11 protein-coding genes are annotated in these 20,522 nt (G+C 34.7%); 10 read left to right on the top strand and 1 reads right to left on the bottom strand.

Annotated elements, in window-relative coordinates:
* The first annotated feature begins 48 nt into the window (after positions 1-48).
* The 10 genes from ACJJVI_RS02560 (at position 49) to ACJJVI_RS02515 (ending at position 18,001) form a co-directional block, all read left to right on the top strand.
* Complete coding sequence (locus tag ACJJVI_RS02560; RefSeq protein ID WP_348022404.1) at positions 49-4,059, top strand: two-component regulator propeller domain-containing protein; 4,011 nt, start codon at positions 49-51, stop codon at positions 4,057-4,059.
* A 208-nt stretch (positions 4,060-4,267) separates the two neighbouring features.
* Positions 4,268-7,327 carry a SusC/RagA family TonB-linked outer membrane protein gene (locus ACJJVI_RS02555; RefSeq protein WP_397300651.1) on the top strand — a complete coding sequence of 1,020 codons (3,060 nt, stop codon included), beginning with the start codon at positions 4,268-4,270 and terminating at the stop codon, positions 7,325-7,327.
* Positions 7,328-7,356: 29 nt separating this feature from the next.
* Entirely contained in the window at positions 7,357-8,910 is a 1,554-nt protein-coding gene (locus ACJJVI_RS02550) for a RagB/SusD family nutrient uptake outer membrane protein (protein WP_348022402.1), read from the top strand.
* A 231-nt stretch (positions 8,911-9,141) separates the two neighbouring features.
* Positions 9,142-10,242: a glycoside hydrolase family 88 protein gene (locus ACJJVI_RS02545; RefSeq protein ID WP_405350118.1), complete on the top strand. Its 1,101-nt coding sequence runs from the start codon at positions 9,142-9,144 to the stop codon at positions 10,240-10,242.
* Positions 10,243-10,263: 21 nt separating this feature from the next.
* Positions 10,264-12,675: a glycoside hydrolase family 2 protein gene (locus ACJJVI_RS02540; protein WP_405350116.1), complete on the top strand. Its 2,412-nt coding sequence runs from the start codon at positions 10,264-10,266 to the stop codon at positions 12,673-12,675.
* A 128-nt stretch (positions 12,676-12,803) separates the two neighbouring features.
* A complete protein-coding gene (locus ACJJVI_RS02535) occupies positions 12,804-13,652 on the top strand; it encodes a DMT family transporter (RefSeq protein ID WP_405350114.1) in 849 nt (282 codons plus the stop codon).
* 189 nt (positions 13,653-13,841) lie between these two features.
* Positions 13,842-16,052, top strand: coding sequence for a heparinase II/III family protein (locus ACJJVI_RS02530; RefSeq protein ID WP_405350112.1), 2,211 nt, complete (start codon positions 13,842-13,844; stop codon positions 16,050-16,052).
* A 3-nt stretch (positions 16,053-16,055) separates the two neighbouring features.
* The gene (locus ACJJVI_RS02525; RefSeq protein WP_036585354.1) at positions 16,056-16,433 is read left to right on the top strand and encodes a cupin domain-containing protein; all 378 of its coding nucleotides are present in this window, start codon (positions 16,056-16,058) and stop codon (positions 16,431-16,433) included.
* A 32-nt stretch (positions 16,434-16,465) separates the two neighbouring features.
* On the top strand, positions 16,466-17,227 hold the full coding sequence (locus ACJJVI_RS02520) for an SDR family NAD(P)-dependent oxidoreductase (protein ID WP_042247739.1): 762 nt from the start codon (positions 16,466-16,468) through the stop codon (positions 17,225-17,227).
* 18 nt (positions 17,228-17,245) lie between these two features.
* Positions 17,246-18,001, top strand: a complete 756-nt coding sequence (locus tag ACJJVI_RS02515; protein ID WP_042269879.1) for an SDR family NAD(P)-dependent oxidoreductase — start codon at positions 17,246-17,248, stop codon at positions 17,999-18,001.
* An 83-nt stretch (positions 18,002-18,084) separates the two neighbouring features.
* Here ACJJVI_RS02515 and ACJJVI_RS02510 read toward each other — a convergent pair whose 3' ends face one another.
* Entirely contained in the window at positions 18,085-20,385 is a 2,301-nt protein-coding gene (locus ACJJVI_RS02510) for a chondroitinase-B domain-containing protein (protein WP_405350111.1), read from the bottom strand.
* Positions 20,386-20,522: the final 137 nt, after the last annotated feature.

The following is a 20,522-nucleotide window of genomic DNA, read 5'->3' as shown; positions in this document are numbered from 1 at the left end:
TAATCAATCATATTAACTACATTTAAGCCCAAATTTTGTTTTTGATATATGTATAGAATAACGGTCATATTTCTCTTATTATTGAATGCTGCAGTTGCACAAGTCAGTAGTTTTCAATTTCAGCATCTGTCTACAGCTCATGGTCTTTCTCAAAGTAGTGCTATAGCTATTGAGCAAGATGAATTAGGTCAGATGTGGATAGGGACACGTGATGGTTTAAATGTATATGATGGACATAGAATTACAGTATTTAAATCTGATGGAGAGAATGTCAATTCATTAAGTAGTAGTGATATACTGTCCTTAGAAAAAGACCAAAATGGTCAGATATGGATAGGTACTTATAATGGTCTTAATAGATATAATCCTAAAACAGATACTTTTACTCGTTTTTTAAAAACCAGTGACACTAATTCGTTAGCTAGTAATATCATTCAAGAGGTCTATGCTACCAGTGATGGTAACATGTGGATAGGTACCTCAAAAGGCCTCTCTATATATAACCCTAGTGAAGATTCCTATTATAATGAGATATTTGAGGAAGTACAACAGGAAGTTGTCGTTTATAGCGTTATAGAACTTTCACCTATTTCATATTTAATCGGTACTAATCTAGGTTTATGGTCAGTTGAAAAAGATGATCAAAATGGTACTTATGCTGTTTCTCGATTTAACTCCTATCAAAATGATGATATTACAGACATCGTACCTGCAGGGAAAAATAGATATTTTATAGGTACAAATTCTTCAGGTGTCCTAGTCTATGATAGTCTTTCTAAAGAGCTTAAGTCTTTTGTTATCAATGAGGATTTACACATCAATGATATACGCAAGTTGCGATTAGACAAAGATGAAAGACTATGGATAGGAAGTTATAACGGTATTTACATTTATAATAAAGGACAGGTCAGTCATCTTACTAACAATTTAAATGATCCTTATAGTCTTGAAAAAAACTCTGTTAAAGCACTTTATGAAGATGCAAGTGGTTCTATATGGGTAGGTACTTATTATGGTGGAGCAAATATCTGGAACGAAGCTAATAGTAACTTTCAAAATTATGTTCAAAACGGGACTCATAAGGGTCTTAACTATCCTGTAGTTAGTTCTTTGCAGTCTTCAGGCAATCAACTTTTTATAGGTACAGAACAAGGTGGTATAAATATTCTAGATCTCGATACCAAAGATTTTAAATATCTAACGAGTGAGAATAGTGAACTAATTGAAAACAATATAAAAGCACTTTATCTAGAACAAAATACACTGTACATAGGGACATTTAGTAACGGTGTTGAGGTTTATAATACAGATACTAATCAATTTACAAAAAGTCCATTAAATGACATACTTAAAGATATAGGAGTGTACTCCATTTTAAAATCTGGAAATCACTTTTATTATGGAACCTTTGGTAAAGGAGTCATCTCGCAAGATGCTACCAAAAAAATTACCACTTTAAATCGTGAAGATGGTCTTACGAGTGATTTGGTAAGATCCTTATTATTTGATAACAATGGGACACTATGGGTGGGGACTCAAAATGGACTTAATAGTGTTGATAAGAACGATAAGATCTTAAATTATTTATTTGATAAAGATCAGGATGCTGGTTTTGACGTATTACATCTTTATGAAGATAGTGATAAGGTAATATGGGCAGGAACTAAATCACAAGGTCTCTTTAAAAGAGTTAATGACCAGTTTATAAAAGTTCCATTACAGTGGGCAGACAAAGAAATTACGACCATACATTCTATTATCGAGGATGGTAATGGCATGTTATGGATGAGTAGTAATCAAGGTATTTTAAAGCTCAATAAAGAAAACGAACAGATTTTATCACTCAACCAGCAAAAGGATGGGTTAGTAGGTAATGAATTTAGTGATAATGCCGTGTTAAGACTTCCAAAAGATCAACTCGTTTTTGGAAGTGTGTCAGGTATATCCTCGTTTAATACTACAAAAATACGTACAGATAATTACGCGCCTGACGTGCTCATTACTAATTTTAGAACTACAGGCGATGATCTCTTAAAGTTCAATGATAATAATGATGAAGTTGAGAATGTCGCTTTCGCGAAAGCGTTAAAAATCGATCATAATCAACGTAATTTTACCATTGAGTTTACAATGCCTAGTTATCATAATTTAACCAGTAAGACCTATGAGTATAGGTTAAGTGGATTAGAAAAAGAATGGAATACAACGGTAGAGAATAAAGCCACCTATGCAATTCAAAATGCAGGTGATTATAATTTTGAAGTGCGTGGCGTTAATGGCGATGGGATCAAAAGTGAGATTACAACTTTAATCATAAAGGCAAAACCTGCACCGTGGTATAGCTGGTGGGCATTTGTCTTGTATACAGCAGTATTTATAGCAGTTGCTTATGTTTTATTAAGGATACTTAAATCTAGAACTAGATTACAAGAAGAATTAAAATTTGAACAGATTCAATTACAACGAAATAGAGATATTAATGAGGCTAAACTTCAGTTTTTCACTAATATTTCTCATGAGTTTAGAACACCACTTACCTTGATATTAGGACCATTGCAGCAATTGCTGGCTGATTATAAAGGGACTAATAAAATGTACAAAAAATTATTAGTGATAGAAAGCAATGGTAAACAATTGCTACAGCTTATTAATACGCTAATGGATTTTAGAAAATTGGAAAAAAATCAATTTGAAATTCATGCAGCCGAAGGGAACATCGTTAAGTTTTTAAAAGAGATATATTTTAGTTTTAAGGAACATGCAAAACTAGGAGAATACGATTATGACTTTAAAACCATTGATGAAGAGATTCTAGTTTACTATGATAGACAAAAGTTAGAACGTGTATTTTTTAATCTCATCTCTAACGCATTTAAATTTACACCTAAAGGAGGAAAAATTAAAATAAAGATATCTAGAGATAAAGAACATATTCACATTAAGGTAAAAGATAATGGGATAGGAATAGAACAAGAGAAGCAAGAAAAAGTCTTTGATCGCTTTTATGAGGTAGAATCTCATAAGGAAAATGCTAGCATATATAACCAAGGAACCGGTATCGGGTTAAACATCGCAAAAAATATAGTCCAACTACATAAAGGACAAATTAAATTGCAGAGTAAGGTTAATCAAGGTTCGACATTTTTAATATCCCTTAAGCTAGGAAAAGAGCACTTTACTGAAGATCAGATAATTTCAGACTTTAAGTTTAGTGACGATGTTACACAGTATACCAATCAACTTGAGAACCCTAATTTAATCGCTGAGCCGTCTAGTATCGATTTTATTAATGACGAGGAGAAATCTACCGTTCTCGTAGTAGAGGATAATGTTTCTTTAAGATCGTTTATGGCTCAATTGTTAAAACAAAAATACAATGTGCTAGAGGCTGGTAATGGAGAAGAAGCTTTCAAAATAGCAGTAAATAGCAACCCAGATATTATTGTGAGTGATGTGGTAATGCCTGTTATGGCAGGTACTGAATTATGTTCTAAAATAAAAGAAGACGTGCGTACCAGTCACATACCGGTGGTCCTATTAACATCAAGATCATCATTAATTTATAAACTAGAAGGTCTAGAAAGTGGTGCTGATGATTATCTAAGTAAGCCTTTTGATATTAATGAGCTACAATTGCGTGTAAAGAATCTTCTTTCTTATAAATCTAGTTTAAAAAAGAAATTTGGAAATGGGGATTTGTTCACGCCCGATGAAGTAAGTGTGTCTTCAGTAGATGATGAGCTTATGAAAAAGGCAATCCAAATAGTAGAAGATAATATACCTAATGATCATTTTGATATACCTACATTTTGTTCAGATTTAGGAGTCAGTAGAACTATGTTATTTATTAAGGTTAAGGCTTGGACTAATTTTACTCCTAACGAATTTATACAACATTTTAGAATGAAAAGAGCTGCTCAATTATTAGAATTGGGTACCCTTAATATTTCTGAAGTAAGTTATAAAGTAGGGTTTAGAAACCCAAAATACTTTAGTAAATGCTTCCAAAAAGTCTATGGTGAGACTCCATCAGTTTATTCTAAAAAATTCTCTGTCTAGAATTTGATTTTAACAAATAACCCTTTGAAACTCCCGATTTTAATGAAATCGGGATTTTTTTGTACCCTTTTTTGAATTTTTAGTTATGCTTGTTAAGCTAATTTTAACAATCTGATTTAATGATATAATCGTGATTGGTTTTTCGAAAACGATTTAGCTGTTTTTTCAGATTAATAATTTTAAATTAATTATCTAATTTTTTACTCTTATGCAAAAAACTAACCCCAACAAGTTTTTAAATATCAGCACCTTTTTAGGCTGTATGTTATTTGCCATGTTTTCATATGCGCAAACGACAGTTACAGGTAAGGTTATTGATGAACAAACTGAGCCACTTTTAGGAGTGACCGTACTTATTAAAGGAAGTTCTAGTGCCACCACCACCGATATAGATGGTAATTATTCGATTAGTGTTGCAGATGCAGCAACTGCGACTATCGTATATAGTTATGTCGGTTATGCTACAACGGAAGTACCAGTAAATAATCAGTCTGTTATTAATGTGACTTTAAAGGAAGATCTAGCATTACTTGATCAGATCGTAGTCGTAGGTTATGGTGGAGTAAAGAAAAGTGATATCACTGGTTCGGTTTCTTCAGTAACAGGTAAGGAATTAAATGCATTCCCTGTATTAGATGCAGCACAGGCTTTACAAGGTAGAGCAGCTGGTGTTGTTGTACAATCTAATAATGGTGGAGAGCCAGGTGCTCCAATCAATATTCAAATTAGAGGGAATACTTCTATAGGAGCGAGTAGCTCTCCGTTAATAGTAGTTGATGGTTTTATTGGAGCTTCTATGCCTCAAGCAAATGATATAGAATCAATGGAAATCTTAAAAGATGCTTCTGCAACTGCTATATATGGTTCAAGAGGTGCAAATGGTGTTGTGTTAGTAACTACTAAAAAAGGTAGAAATGGAAAAATGGTTGTTGAATACAATACAAACTATTCTATTCAAAATACCACAAATGAATTAGACCTTTTAAATGCTGATCAATTTGCTGCATATCAAACACAAATTAGAGCAAATAACGGAAACACTATTGCTTATCCTCAAGGTCCTGCTAATACCGATTGGCAAGATTTAATTTATACTACAGGAAGTACTAAAACACATCAGTTTTCTTTTTCTGGTGGTTCTGATAAAATTAATTTTTATGCATCTGCTAATTATTTTGATCAAGAAGGGATCATAATTAACTCTGATTTTGAGAGAATTACATTTTTATCAAATATTGATGCTCAAGTAAATGATAAATTAAAATTAGGTCTGAATCTATTCGGTAGTTTAGGTACAAAGAATGGTGTGTCAACTCAATCCACAGGTTTAGGTGGTATTGGTGGTGGTGGAGATGATGTTATCTCTCTAGCAATGCGTTATGCACCAGATCAGCCAGTTTTTAATGATGATGGATCTTATAATTCTGGTAACACTGTAGGAGATTTAGTTGATAATCCATTTGCTATAGCAACAGAACGTGTAGATGAGACAAGAGAAACTGATTTTAGATCAAATTTTTATGCTAATTACGAGATTATTAAAGGGTTAGAGTTTAAAACAACTTTAGGTTTAAGTAGTGAGACAAGTAAGCAAGGTACTTATAGTCCTTCATCTCTAGAAGTTACTGCAGGTGCTGTAGGAGGTAGAGCAGCCATAGTAAATACGAGACAAAGAGACGTCTTAAATGAAAACTACTTAACTTATAAAAGAGATATAGGTAAGGGGAAATTAACTTTATTAGGAGGTTTATCTTATCAAAAAACGACTACTGAGGTATTTGGAGCAGCTGCAAATGGTTTTCTTTCTGATTCATTTTCATTTTACAACTTAGGAAGTGCACAAACTTTACTGCCGGCAACTTCTGCGTTAAGTGTTGTTGAAATTCAATCTCAATTTGGTAGAGTAAACTTTGATTGGGATGATAAATATCTGTTTACCGCGACGGTAAGAAGAGATGGAGCCTCGAATTTTGCAAAAAATGAAAAGTACGCTATATTCCCATCGGCTGCGATAGGATGGAAAATATCTAATGAAGATTTTATTAAGGATATCAACGCTATATCAAACTTAAAACTTAGAGCTAGTTATGGTGTGACTGGTAATCCAGCCATCAGACCATATCAATCATTAGCTAGATTTGCTTCTTTGTATGCTTCTAGTAACGGTGAAACGGTAGGTGCAGTTACCTCAGACCAACCGGCTAATCCTAATCTGAAATGGGAGTCATCATATCAAACTAATATTGGACTAGATTTAGGATTACTTAAAAATAGATTTACCTTATCATTAGATTATTATAATATCGATACTAAAGATATCATTCTTAGTAATAATGGTATTCCGGAATACTTTGGTTATTTAAGTTCTGACATTTTAACAAATTTAGGAGAAGTAAACAATAAAGGTTTTGAATTAGCATTAACCTCTAGAAATATAAGTAACGAGAATTTCTCTTGGACTACTAATTTCAATATTTCCTTCAATAAGAACAAAGTTGTAGCATTAATTAATGATGCAGATGTATTTGACGATGGTACACCTAGTTACTTTAGTCATGATCAAAGTACAATCTTAAGAGTAGGAGAAGAAGTAGGTCTTTTCTGGGGTTATGATTATGCAGGTGTTTATCAAGGTGGTGCTTTGCCTGCTGGTACAGCTACCTTAGCAGGTGGTGTTGCAGGAGATCCGTTATTTAGAGATATTGATAATAGTGGTGATATTACAGAAGATGACCGTACAACAATTGGTAACCCTAATCCAGATTACACTTTCGGATTTACAAATAATTTCAGTTATAAAGACTTTGACCTAAGCATTTTCTTCCAAGGCTCTCAAGGTGGTGAAATATTTAACTTGACTAATGTTCAACTTGCTAATGGTGATGCTAACACTACTGTAGATAACTTTAATAATGCTTGGACTCCAACTAATACTAATACTAATGTGCCACGTGTTGGAAACAATAGTAATAGAGAGATTTCTTCTCGTTTTGTAGAAGATGGGAGCTACATTAGACTTAAAAATATTGCATTGGGTTATAATGTACCAACAGAATTTTTAAGTAAAATCCGTTTAGAACGACTAAGGTTTTCAGTAAGTGCTCAAAACTTATTGACTATTACAGATTACTCTGGTTTAGATCCTGAAGCAAGTTATTTTGGTGGAGGTGGTTCTAGTAATGCAAAACAAAATACTATTAGAGGTTTTGATTTTGGTAATTACCCGACATCTAGAACAGTAACATTCAGTCTTAACGCAACTTTTTAATCACAAATAATAATCGTAAATATATAATTATGAAAACATATAAATTATTACTGTTATTGATAGGTGTATCAATAATAGGATGTTCAGATTTAGAAGAAGATCCTGTAGGTAGATTATCGCCTGACGGATTCTTTCAAACACCACAAGATATTCAAACAGCCGTAAACGGTGCTTATACCCATGCTATAAATGAAAAGTTCTGGGGAAGAAAACTATCGGTAGCATTAATGTTACGTTCTGATATGGTAGACCTTGCTTCAAATGAAACAAGAAGAATGGAGATGAATGATTTGACTACCCTAGGGAACAACGGTATGATTAGTGAATTCTGGCCTAAAACCTACCAAGGTATTGCAGCGGCTAACCAAGCTATTGCAGGAGCAGAGTCTGTAGCTGCAGATGAGACAATTAAGAATCCAGTTATTGCTCAAGCCTATTTCATAAGAGCATTTTACTATTTTCATTTAGTAAGACAGTTTGGTGATGTTCCATATATTGATGCACCTATAACAGATGCTGATGCTGCTGCTTCAATTAGCAAAACACCTGCAGCACAAGTGTACGAAAATATAATTGCTGATTTAGAATATGCAAAAGAATGGTTGCCAGATACACAAGCTTCTCGTGCTATACCATCTAAAGGAGCAGCAAGTTCTTACCTCGCTTTAGTTTATTTAACAATGGCTGGTACTAATGATACTGCTATGTTTCAAAAAGCTTTTGATGAGGCTTCAGAAGTAATTATGAATGAAGGCCTTTATGGTTATGATTTAGATTTAGATTTTCAAAACTTATTTAATGCAGATGAAATTGATGCGTCGGTTGAACCAATATTTGCATTAGACTATAATAATTTTGAAGCTCCTAATAACGCGTATGATCAAATTGCACCTATGACAGGAATTAGAGGAGATGATAGAAATTCTGGTGGTGGCTGGTCTGTTGCAGTACCTTCCTTTGCTGTATATGATACATGGAATGCTCTAGATTATAGACGTGCAGTAAGCATGGATGATGGTGCTAGTATTAATGGTAACCTTGAGTTCTATACTAATTTCACAACAAGTGGACATCAGTTTGCAAAGAATAGACCTTATATAGCAAAATATACTCGTTTTCCAGGAGCATTTGCTCGTGGTAACGCTAGAGCGACAAGTCATAACTACTCAATGCTACGATATGCAGAGTTACTTTTAATCGCTGCAGAAGCTGCAGTAGAGATAGGCGATAACATATCTGCTTTAACATACATGAATCGTGTTAGAGCTAGAGCAAGAATGGGTGGTACAACACTAGTAGCAGGTGTAAGCACTACAGTTGCTCCAAGCGCAGAACCAGCAGCATTGCCTATGAACTATATGGTTACTGCAAATGATGTATTAGAAGAGCGTAGATTAGAACTAGCCTTTGAAGGTAAAAGGTGGTATGATATAGCTAGAAGACAATTAGGAGCAACCGCATTTGGAGCTACGGGATTGGAAGGAGCTAAATCAGACTTTTCTGCTACTGATTATTTAATGCCCTTACCAGCAGATGAGTTAGATAGAAATCCAAATTTATTGCCTCAGAATCCAGGATATTAAGAAGTTGAAATAGCCAACTGCTTTAATCCCAGTGACTTTAAGTTGCTGGGATTTTTGTTTACCCAATTTTGAATTGATGGTTCTACTCTTTGTGTTACTTTTAAAATGAACGAGGTAAAACGCTTCGATCTTAATTTTATTTAAATCATGAAAATCTTTTATAACATTAGTTGGCTCTTGACCTGTATTATTTTTTTTACCTCCTGCAAGCCTCATGAACCTAAAGAAATAATGACTGCTGATATTGATCAGCTTTTGATCGCTCGTTATAACAAAGTACTCAACTACACATTAGATTCGACAGCCTTTCCACGTAGTTATAATCCTGAGGCAAAACAAATACTCAAGCGACCATCAAAAGATTGGACGAGTGGCTTCTATGCAGGAAACTTATGGATGTTGAGTGATATTACTAAAGAGTCTCGCTTTCGCGAAAGCGCACAAAAATGGACCGCATTTATGGAAAAAGAAAAGTTCAATGATGGAACTCATGATATGGGATTCAAGGTGTACAACAGTTTTGGTTTAGGTTACAATCGTACAGGTAAGGAACATTATAAAGATGTTTTAATATCAAGTGCCCAAACGCTAGCGTCTCGTTTTAATCGTAATGTTCAATCTATACGATCGTGGGATTTTAATAGTGATCAGTGGGAATTCCCTGTGATTATAGATAATATGATGAATCTGGAATTACTTTTTGAAGCGACTAAACTTTCCGGAGATTCTACTTTTCACAAATTAGCGGTGAAACATGCAAATACTACATTAAGTAATCATTTTAGACCAGACGACAGTACTGTTCATGTGGTGGTATATGACACGATTAATGGTAATGTAAAAGAACGTGTAACTCACCAAGGTTATAGCAATGAGTCTGCATGGGCTCGTGGACAAGGTTGGGCCATTTATGGATATACGATGGCTTATAGATATACTAAAAACGAAGATTATTTAAAACAAGCGCAGGCGACTGCAAACTTTTTTATTAAAAACAAAAATTTACCTGCAGACGGTATACCATATTGGGATTTTGATGCTCCTAACATTCCAGATGAGCCCAGAGATGTGTCTGCAGCTGCTATAGTAGCATCAGCTTTGGTAGAGCTTTATGGTTACACGGATAAGCAAGATTACATTAATTATAGCAGGAAAGTATTGAATAGTTTAAAGTCTGAGGAATATATCCTTCCTGCTGACCTAGAGATTCCTTTTATTCTTCAACACAGCTCTGGTGACTGGTCCAAACGATCAGAAATGGATGAACCTATCATTTATGGAGATTATTATTTCCTTGAATTGATGCTACGCTTACAAGAACTGGATCAATAATTTTCACTTTAAAACTACTTTATGAATCACTTTTTGAAACTTTGGGTACTCGTTTTTGTGATTACAGCCAGCTGTGACTCAGATATGTCAGGGATATCAACTACTACTGTTGAAAGGTCTAAGACTAATATTAACCAAGACTGGAAATATTTAGAGCATCCAACATTAGATATAAATGAAGCTCTAGAAAAGCAAGATTGGGAATCTGTAAATCTACCACATACATGGAATGCGCTGGATGCAACTGATTTGAATCCAGGTTATAGACGTAGTTCTAGCTGGTATAAGAAAGATTTGGAGATAGAAACTATTGCTGATAATGCAGTTTACGAATTGTATTTTGAAGGAGTAAACATTGTTTCTGAAGTATATGTGAACGGAACAAAGGTAGGTGGTCACATAGGTGGTTACATAGGTTTTACAGTAGATATTACAGATGTAGTAAAAGCAGGAAGTAATGAAGTATTAGTTAGAGCAGATAACAGCTATGATCCAGAAGTGATTCCTTCTCAAAAAAGTGATTTCTTTATTTATGGAGGTATTACTAGAGATGTATGGCTGGTAACTTTACCTGAAACACATATTGATAGAGTAAAAGTTACATCAACAGTTTCTGCAGAAAATGCTAGCGTACTTATTAATGTGGAAACTTCAACGCTTCCAAAAGAGTTTATAGTAGATTGTGAACTAACATCTCCGACAGGTCAATCGGTTAAAATGACTGAAGCCGTTGGAACTGATAAATTCACGAGTCTATCATTTGAAAACATCGACTCTCCAGAACTTTGGAGTACCAAAACTCCTAACCTTTATACCTTAACCACAATTATTAAAAACGGCGATAAAACCATTGATCAAACCGAAGAAAAAGTGGGATTACGCTGGTTTGAATTTGAAGATCATGGCGCCTTTTATTTAAATGGAGAACGATTATTATTAAGGGGAACTCACAGACATGAAGAACACGCTGGAGTAGGAGCAGCTATGAGCAACGAGCAACATCGTGCAGACATGGAACTGATAAAAAGCATGGGGACTAATTTTGTGAGACTCGCTCATTATCCACAAGATCCTGAAGTTTACAAGGCTTGTGATGAGTTAGGATTAATTGTTTGGGATGAACTACCATGGTGCCGTGGCGGATTGGGTAATGATGTATGGCAAGAAAATACTACCGGCATGTTGAAGGAAATTATCAATCAGAATTACAATCATCCCAGTATTGTATTCTGGTCGCTAGGAAATGAGATGTATTGGTTGCCAGATTTTGAGGATGGTGATAATACAGTAAAGATGAACCAGTACTTACAATCACTCAATGATCTAGCTCATAAAATGGATCCGTCACGAGTTACGGCCATAAGAAAATACTATGAAGGAGCAGATATCGTAGACGTCTTCTCACCGTCCATATGGTCGGGATGGTATTCTGGTAGTTATAAAAGTTATCAAAAAGCTATTGATCAATATAAAGCTCAATACAAACATTTTATCCATACCGAATACGGTGGCAGTAGCCATGTAGGTCGACATACAGAAAATCCGATTACTGGTGAAGGAGCTATTCAAGCTGATGGATGGGAAGAGGCAATCGTACAAACAGATGTGGCAAATATTGCTCAAATAGGTGACTGGAGTGAAAACTATATGGTCGATTTATTTGACTGGCATTTACGTATATCAGAAACTGATTCAACATTTGTAGGCAACGCACAATGGGCGTTTAAAGATTTTGGGACGCCGTTAAGACCAGAAAATGATATTCCATATATTAATCAAAAGGGATTAGTGGATAGAGATAATAACCCCAAAGATTCCTATTATGTGTTCAAAAGCTACTGGAGTGATGAACCATTTGTATGGATAGAATCACACACTTGGACAGAACGTCAAGGTCCTAAAGGATTAGAAAGAGAAATAAGTGTTTATTCTAATGCAGAAGAGGTGGAGTTCTTTATAAATGGTAAATCTTTAGGTAAAAAGATTAAAGACATTAATAAGTTTCCTGCATCCGGTCTTACTTGGTTAGTGGATTTTAAGGAAGGTGAAAACGAGATGCGTGCGGTAGGCACAATGAAAGATGGTGACGTTGTGAATGACGAGCTATTGGTGAATTATAGATTTACTAAAAACGGAAAGCCTAAGGCACTTACATTAGATTCAAAGCAGTTGGATAATGGTAATATTTTACTAATCGCTCAAGCTGTAGATGCAGATGAACTAAGGTGTCTAGATTATGAAGAGCGTGTTTATTTCCAGGCCTTGTCTGGCGGTACGACTATAAAAAGTCATGGAACACCGACTGGAAGTGAATCTATAAAAATGGCAAACGGTAAAGCAACGATAGAATTAATACGCAACGATGGAAGTGAGCAATTAGAAGTAATGGTGATAAATCAAAGTTTTAAAGGTACATATCTTGTTATTGAATAAAGCTCCTTGATAGGGATAGTAAAGACTTAATCTAGGATCTCCATTGTTGTCTTTAAAGTCCTCTTAAAACAGTAGTACTTAATCAATTTAAACTCTTAAACTTGCACAGTCATAATTAATAGTTGATGATGAAGGATTTACAAAAGGCGATACTTTTCATGCTTTTCAGCACACTTGCGTTTGCGATAATGAACGGTGTTGTAAAATATCTATCTGATTTTAGCGCATTTCAATTAGTCTTTTTTAGATCTATTGGATCTTTAATCATCACCATGGTTTACCTTAATTTCAAGAAAATTTCGATTTTAGGTAATAAAAGATGGTTGTTAATTGCTCGTGGCGTCTTCGGTTCGATTTCGCTCTTACTGTTCTTTTTATCACTCAAGTATTTACCGGTAGGTACAGCGGTAACTTTGAGATATTTATCACCCATATTTGCAGCCGTTTTTGCGGTGATATGGCTTAAGGAAAGAATTAAACCTATACAGTGGTTGTTTTTTTTGATAGCTTTTTCTGGTGTATTTATCTTAAAAGGGTATGATGAAAATATATCACTAATCGGTATTGGTTTAGTACTATTATCAGCATTAGGTATGGGATTAGTATTTGTTGTAATCTCTAAAATAGGTAAACAAGATCATCCTATGGTTATCATTAATTACTTTATGGCGATAGGTGTTATAATCGGTGGTCTACTTAGTATTAATAACTGGATTCAACCAGTAGGAGTTGAATGGTTATTATTAGCTAGCTTAGGTATTGTTGGATTTATAGGACAGTTGTTTATGACGCGTTCTTTTCAAATAGCCTCAACTTCATTAGTTGCACCATTAAAGTATTTAGAGGTCATTTTTACGGTATTGATAGGTGCTACTTGGTTTATGGAAATTTATACAATATGGTCTGTATTAGGTATTGCTTTGGTAATAATTGGGTTAGTTCTTAATATACTTTATAAGTCTAAACGAAGCTTATAAAAATGTTCTATTAACCTCTCACTTAAGCAAATTCTCAATAATCCTACCTTTTTAATCAGATTGTTTAAACAAAAGACCTCTTGGATTTGCAATTCCACTATGAATACCTTTATTTTGGACAACCAGATTGGTAAACCAATTTTGATAAGACTGATTTCTATTACCTTATCTTTTAAACTTGACTGATTTATGCTTCAAAGAATTATAGTTCTTGCCTTTTTAATAATGACTGCCACTGCATGCGAGCAAAAGCAAACAGCGATAGAATCTTCTGGTTCAAGTAGTCAACTTCTTTTATCTACTTCAGGAATAAATGCTTTGAAAAATTCTGATAATTCAATAATTAATCAAGCCACAGAAAGTTTAGAGGATAAAGTGCAGGAAATATTAATTGAGCCAGTAATTATTCCACAGCCCGTTGATGCTGGTGGTGGTTATTCTCACGAGAAGCATAAAAGAAATTATGCAGAGTTGTATCAAGTTGCCATTTCATATAACCTAAATCCTAGTGATGAAAAACTAACTTATGTGAAAGAAATGTTTGATGGATATGCTAATATGTATCCTACGTTAGGAATGCATCCTAAAGATAAAGAGAATCATCCAGGTGGTAAATTATACTGGCAAGGCCTCAATGAAGCGGTAACGCTTTTTTACATGATACAGGCTTACGATATGACTCGTGATTTTATGACAGAAGAAGAACGTGCAAAAATTGAAAGTGATTTATTACGCCCTATGGCAAAGTTTTTAAGCGTCGATAGTTATGATGTCTTTAATAAGATTCACAATCACGGGACATGGTCTGTTGCTGCTGTAGGAATGACTGGGATGGTTTTGGGTGATGACGATATGATAGACCGTTCTATTTACGGAAGTAATAAAGATAGTAAAACAGGTTTTATAGCTCAATTAGATCATTTGTTTTCTATTGATGGGTTTTATAGTGAAGGACCTTATTACCATCGTTATGCTATTTTACCATTTATAGCTTTTGCAGAGGCGATTGAGAATAATCGTCCAGATGTGAAAATATTTGAGCATCGTGATGGTATTTTAAGAAAAGCTGTGACTACCTTATTGCAACTTACGGATGAACAAGGTCGTTTTTATCCTATCAATGATGCTATTAAAAGTAAGACATGGGAAAGTGATGAGGTTGTGTTTGCAACAAATATTGCCTATAAACAATATAAGGATGCATCTTTATTACCAGTAATTAAGATGATGAATAAAATATCATTAACAGATGCTGGTGCTATAGCTGCAAATGCTATAACAGATACCACTGAGGATTTTTATGAAAGACCTAGTATGTTCATTGCAGATGGAGTAGACGGTAACAGCGGTGGACTATCATTAATGCGCAGTCCACAAAATACAGCAGGTCAATTACAAACAGTTCTTAAATTCTCTACCCAAGGTATGGGACATGGACATTTTGATAGATTAACTTTATCTGTTTATGATCATGGCAATGAAATTATACCAGATTATGGAGCAGCAAGGTTTCTGAATATAGAAACTAAAAGAGGTGGAAGATATTTACCAGAAAATAAAACCTATGCTCAACACACCATAGCACATGGTGCTGTAGTGCTGGACCAAAAATCACAATATAAAGGAAATGTAAAATATTCTGAAGAGCATATTTCTCAACTTGTCAAAAACGATATGAGTAACGATCGATTACAAGTAACCATAGCAGCAGATACCATGGCATATGATGGTTCAAAATTGTCCAGATCAATCACCATGGTTAATGATGCAGATATCACAAATAGACCATTTATAATTGATTTGTATCATGTGGATTCTAATACAGGCCATCAAATGGATCTAAATTATCCATTCTTCGGTGATATTATCGACACGCAATTTGATTATAATAGACCAGTTAATAAAACTGTTTTAGGAACTGATAATGGATACAATCACCTGGAAGTTCTTGCAAAAGGTTCACCTAAACCTAACAGCACAAACTCTCAATTTACCTTCTTACAAGCTCAGCGATTTTATAGTATCACTAGCGTTACAGATCCGTCGACAGAATTATTCATCACTCAAACTGGTGCAAATGATCCAGAGTTCAATCTTAATCTACAGCGTCAGTATTTAATTAGACAACCATCAGGAAGTAAAAACCACACTTTTGTAAATATTATAGAACCGCATGGCTTCTTTAATCCTATTCAAGAAACGGTGACTTTCCCTAAATCTGCCTTTTCAGAATTAACGCATGAGCAACAAGGCGATTATGATGTGGTAACTTTTAAAATTGGAGAAGAGATTTATTTATACACGCTTTCGCGAAAGCGTGATGGCAAAAACAATCATACAATAACATTTAAAGGGAAATCTTATAGTTGGGATGGACCACATCAATTAATTAAATTATAAATGATGAAAAGATTTAGTGAAAAATACATTTTGACAGACCAAATGGAATGGGAGAATTTAGGAGGTGGAGTCTCTCGTAAATTTTTAGGTTATGACAATCAAATCATGATGGTTCAAGTGAAATTTGAGAAAGGTGCAGAAGGAGCGCCTCATCAACATTTCCATACACAAACAACTTATGTTGCTGCTGGAAAATTTGAATTTGAGATTGATGGAGTAAAGCAAATCGTGAGTGCTGGTGATGGCGTTTATATGGAGCCTAACTTGATGCACAGTGCGGTATGTCTAGAAGAAGGAATGTTAATAGATGTGTTTGCACCAGTGAGAGAAGATTTTCTCGATGGTAGCGGTGTATCTTACTTTGGAGATAAAGAAGCTTAAATAACAACAACAATAAATAAACAATCAATAATATGAGTAATAAAGGTAAAGTAGCCATAGTAACTGGCGCAACTAGCGGAATTGGGTTTGAAGTAGCAAAACGATTAGGAACTGACGGTTATACGGTAGTGTTAAACGGTTTACAAGATGATCAAGGAGCTGAATGTGTGAAAGAATTAACCGCACAAGGTATTACTTGCGAGTACAGCGGTTTCGACGTTACTAGTGAAGAAGCAGTAAGTGCTAGCATTAAAGCAATAGGTGAAAAATATGGTAGAATCGATACACTTGTGAATAATGCAGGTGGATTAGGTGGAAGATCTCGTTTTGAAGAAATGACTACTGACTTTTATAGAAAAGTAATGGCATTAAACTTAGACTCAGTATTTTTTGCGTCTAGAGCAGCTATTCCTTATTTAAAAAATGGTGAGCACCCATCGATCATAAACTATACATCTAATGCAGCATGGAACGCTGGTGGTCCAGGTGCAGGTATCTATGGAACTTCTAAAGCTGGTGTACACGCTATTACTAGAGCTCTTGCAAAGGATCTTGCAGAATACGGAATACGTGTAAATGCAGTATCTCCTGGTACAATTGATACACCTTTTCATGCACAAATTAAATCTACTAAGCCAGAGGTATTTGCTTCATGGGCAAATAACATTTTACTAGGTCGTCTAGGTCAACCAGAAGATGTGTCTGGAGTTGTTTCTTTCCTTGCGAGTAAAGATGCTTCATTTATCACTGCAGAGACTGTCCAGATAGGTGGTGGACAAGCTTTAGGTATTTAATTTAATAGTCATAATAAAATGAGTAAACTTAAAGGTAAAGTAGCTGTTGTAACTGGTGGCGCGCGCGACATAGGGCGTTCTATCTCTATACAACTCGCTGCCGAAGGTGCTAATGTTGTTATCAATTATAACAGTAGTGCTAATCAGGCAGAGGAAACTAAGAAAATGATTGAGGAAGCTGGTGGATCCTGTGCAATTGTACAAGCTGATTTAACTAAAATGGCTGGCGTTAAAAAACTGAAAGACGCAACTGTAGCTGCTTATGGTAGCGAGGTGCATATTTTAGTAAATAATACAGGTGGACTGGTAGCAAGAAAGAAAACAGAAGAAGTAGATGAGGAATTCTTTGATCTATTAGTAGATCTTAATTATAAATCTACCTTTTTTGTAACTCAAGCTATTAGGCCTTTAATGGGAGATGGTGGTTCAATAATTAACTTATCGTCTCTTGCTGGTCGTGATGGTGGTGGTGGTGGTGCTACTCTTTATGCTGCTGCAAAAGGAGCTATCATGACTCTTACTAGAGGTTGGGCAAAAGAATTTGGTCCTGATGGAATACGTGTAAACGCAGTTGCGCCAGGTATGATCGCAACTAAGTTTCATGATGACTTCACACCAGATGAGGTGCGCACTAAGGTTGCTGGAATGGCGCCTTTACGTCGTCAGGGATATGCAGAAGATGTTGCAGACCTAGTTGTTTATCTAGCCACTGATAAGAGTGCTTATATTACTGGTACTAATATTGATATTAATGGTGGACTAGCATTTAGTTAGTCTTTGAATTAGCCAAATATTCAAAACAAAAAAACCTGATAGATTATCTATCAGGTTTTTTTTATACTTATAAAATATGCTGGTTAGTACACTAATTTTAGAGCGATGTTTTCAACTACCTTAATTTCTCCAGAGTTGGTAATCGTGTTGTTGATAGGTTGTTGACCTTTTGCACCCCATAAGACCGCTGTCAGTTTGGTGTGATTATCTTTAAATGTATTGTCCTTAAAAGTTACATTAACGATACCTCTAGTATTCACTAATATTTCATCGCTATCTGTTTTTCCACAATTCATAAAAGTATTACCAGACAGATTTAAAACACCACCTATAGTTGATTCATCATATCCACCACGATAAAAGTCAATCACTTCATTGGATATATTTTCAAAGGTAGAATTAGTAACCGTTAAGAATTCTACGTTATAATCTCCTTTATCATCAGTTTCTTTATCCAGCAAGAAACCGTTTTCACAATTTTTAAACTGAGAATTATTAACTATAATCTCATCTGCAAAGGAACTTTTTGAGGCATCTATAACTGATTTAAAATTAGAAACACTAACATTTTTTAAATGGATTCCATAAGCCATGGACATATTCTCATCTAGCGTATTGAAAAGGTCTTGTTCTGGCGTTCCCAAAATATTTAAATTTTCTAAACTTAATAATCCTTTAGGTTGCATTAAGAAACCAGTTTTTAAGGCATCAAATTGAATTGTTGCTTTATCATTTGCTCCACGTATAGTAAGTTCCTTTGATAGAGGTATGGTTTTATCGATTAAGTAATTACCTTCACTTAAAACGATAACATCCTCAGAATTTGCATTTTCAATCGCGGCTATTAATTCGTTAGTGTTAGTAACCTTATGTGTTTTAATATCTTGATTTCCTGATGCAGCTGTAAACCATTCTGGACCGTAATTATCAGTCATTAATTGTACAGGTTCTTCTTGAATTGGTGGGATAATTGCACCTAAGTAATTTTGATCTTGATTTCTGTTTTTACCTAATGCATCTGTTTCTATAGCATTAAAGTTAAATCCATTGTATAATTCCTTTTCATAGGTTGTAGGAGTGTAGTAGATATCATATGCTGGTTTTAAGTCCGCTTTCGCGAAAGCGAAATAATCCAAATCTGTCGTATTATTATCATATGCAGTGGTCCATAGATTACTTTTAAACTTAACACCGTCAATTTTATCGTAAGCCTTAATAGGATAAGAGGTAGCTGACTGGTTATAAACAAAATTATTTGCAAAAATGACTCTTTCAGGCCTAGCAGATCTAATTTCTGATGGTGGTAGTACTTCGGCTTGATCTAGATTTACACCTACAGAAAAGTGAATAGGTTGCTCGCAGTTGATCCAGCTGTTGTGTGCAATTACAGCATCGGTAACTTGATTGTATCTATTTAGTGGTGATTTAGGGATACCATTCATCACTGCAAGTGCCGCACGAAATTCCTGACCTTTCAAGCCGTAAAAATAATTGTTAGTAATCCAGTGACCGGTATTGATAACTCTTATACCACCTACGTATGGATTATCATTTGCAATAAATAAATTACCACTGATAGTAGCATAATTACCATGACGCGTGACTACAGATCCTTCACTTTCTAAAAATACATTGTTGCTGAAGTTGTTGAAATTAGACTTACTAGATATGATTTCAACCTCACCATTACATTTTTCAAAAAGGTTGTTAGTTACCTGAGTGTAAGATGGAGTCATAGAAGTCATACTAGCTCCTAACTGCATAGTCTCTGCCTTAGGTCCTCCTTTTCTAGGGCGTGGTCCGAAATGATTATCATGAATTTTATGATAATTGTTAATATGTCTATTATCATTTAAATAAACTTTTACGGTTGGACCTTCATTTGATTTTCCAGCGATATAAGAATGGTCTAGCTCGTTATACTGTCCATAAAACTCTACCCAATGATCTTTTCTGTGTCTATCTAGTTGAGTGTAATCTTCTATTACGGTACCTGTAACGCGGCAGTTGTATGCTATAGAATCTGGACTATTGCGGAATATGATAACAGCCTCATCTGGTGTGTAACCATTCTTAAAATATAAATCTTTGACAATTAAGTGTTCTCCACTTATTTTTAAAACAGATTCACCTTCTAGCGTTACTTTTCCTGGCGTTTCTGCTCTCAAGGTTATAGGTTGTTTTTCAGTTCCTGTAGCATGAAATTTTATTTGAGAATTTTTCCATACGCCATTTGATAGAATGATCTCATCACCAGGTTGAGCATTATCAATCGCGTTTTGTAAATCTTCTATATTCTTTACAACTGTATCCGAAACATTATTTTGTTCTTCACTGCAGCTGAAGTTTAAAATTAATAGTAGAATAAGAAGTAGCTTTTTCATATGAGTGATTTAGAATATGAAATTACCTTAAATAGTTGATTTTTTATTTTCAAATTAATCATAGATAGTACAGTATTAGGGGAAAAAACATCCCGATTTACTGGTTTTACTGACTTAAGAAGATATCATATTGTCAG

This window comes from Nonlabens sp. Asnod3-H03 (assembly GCF_045063665.1).
GTDB lineage: Bacteria > Bacteroidota > Bacteroidia > Flavobacteriales > Flavobacteriaceae > Nonlabens > Nonlabens ulvanivorans.
Note: the sequence above shows the minus strand (reverse complement) of the source record. Positions and strands in the feature narration are given on the sequence as shown.